1 protein-coding gene and 1 pseudogene are annotated in these 1,779 nt (G+C 72.5%); both read right to left on the bottom strand.

The genetic code is table 11. The features are described 5' to 3' along the window. Positions 1-38 precede the first annotated feature (38 nt). Positions 39-1,265: an inorganic phosphate transporter gene (locus AC13HU_RS36625; protein ID WP_483046316.1), complete on the bottom strand. Its 1,227-nt coding sequence runs from the start codon at positions 1,263-1,265 to the stop codon at positions 39-41. Positions 1,266-1,504: 239 nt separating this feature from the next. Continuing rightward, positions 1,505-1,779: pseudogene (locus AC13HU_RS36630) on the bottom strand (FAD-dependent oxidoreductase); the annotation flags it as partial.

Here is a 1,779-nt window from a genome sequence, read left to right on the forward strand (position 1 = left end):
GGGGCCGAGGCGGGGCCTGGGTCAGCGGGCAGAGCGGGCTACGGGGACGGCGCCGCGATGTGGTCGACGGTCACCGGCTCGTCCTGGACGGCCGGAGCAGCCGCGGGCGCGGGTGCGGGCGTCGTTGCGGGCGCCGCTTTCGACATCGCGGCCACCGCGTCCGCGGGATCGTTGACGTTCGCGTGCGTGACGGGTTTGCGGCGGGCGGCCGTACGGACCACCACGCACACCGCGAGGCCGATCACGCCGACCGTGGTGACACCCCAGGTGCCGCGGTCGGCGAGGTAGGCGGCGCCGCCCGCGATCAGGCCGGCCGCAGGCAGGGTCAGCGCCCAGGCGGCCACCATCCGCCCGGCGGTGCCCCAGCGGACCACCGCACCGGTGCGGCCGAGCCCGGCGCCCAGCACCGAGCCGGAGCAGACCTGGGTGGTGGACAGCGCGAAGCCGAGGTGGGAGGAGGCGAGGATGGTCGCCGCGGCGCCGGTCTGCGCCGCGAAACCCTGCTGCGGCTGGATGTCGGTGATGCCGCGGCCGACGGTGCGGATGATCCGCCAGCCGCCGATGTAGGTGCCGAGCGCGATGGCGGTGCCGGCCGAGCAGATGACCCACAGCGGCGGGTTGGAACCGGGGGCGATGCAGCCGCCGGCGATGAGCGCGAGGGTGATGACGCCCATGGTCTTCTGGGCGTCGTTGGTGCCGTGCGCGAGCGAGACGAGTCCGGCGGAGGCGATCTGCCCGGCCCGGTAGCCGCGCGAGGTGGCCTCGGGGTCGGCATCGCGGCCGAGCCGGTAGGTGAGCCGGGTGGCGAGCATCGAGGCGAGTCCGGCCACGATGGGCGCGGCCACCGCCGGGATGATCACCTTGGTGACGACTGCGTCACCATTGACGCCGTGGGCGCCGACCGAGACCAGGGTGGCGCCGATCAGTCCGCCGAAGAGGGCGTGCGAGGAGCTGGAGGGAAGCCCGGCCAGCCAGGTCACCAGGTTCCACACGATCGCGCCGATCAGCGCGGCGAAGATCATCGCGGGTCTGATTCCGGCCGACTCGTCGACGATCCCGCCGGAGATCGTCTTGGCGACCTCCACCGACAGGAAGGCGCCGACCAGGTTGAGTACGGCTGACATTCCCACCGCGACCCGAGGCCCGAGTGCGCCGGTCGAGATGGTGGTCGCCATGGCGTTGGCGGTGTCGTGGAAGCCGGTGGTGAAGTCGAAGACGAGAGCGGTGGCGATCACGAGTCCGGTCAGGAGCGTGATGTGTTCCATGGGCCCAGCAATCGTTCGGTCGGGCAGAGGCGAGGCGAACGTACGGATCATTGATGAACGGAAGATGAACTCACGGCGGACTCGCGGTGCCGAGATGAATCATCGGTGAATGCGGAGGGATCGGGAAGGGGTCCGGCGCAGATGCGCACAGGTTCACCCCGGCTTGTCCCGAGATCCCTTACCGTGGCGAAACGAGCTTCGATCATTGCCCCGGCGGCGGGACGTCCAGCGCTCCGCGATCAGTGCCCCGACAGCCGGTCCGCCCACCGGGCCACCGGGTCCGTGGCGGCACTGCGCCCGCGCGACTCGCGCCGGTCCGCGCCGCGGTAGGCCGCGTAGATCCCGCGCACCGCCGCCCATCTGAGCGGTTCCGGCTCCCAGCGCCGCACCCGGTGCCCTACCCACGGCAGCGCGGTCAGCGCGGTGCGTTCGCCCTGCCCGGAGTCCAGCAGCACCAGGTCCCGCAGGGTGCGCGCTGCCAGGTGCGACGTCGCCACCCCGCTGCCGCCGTACC

The sequence above is a fragment of the Streptomyces sp. NH27 genome, from assembly GCF_056859195.1.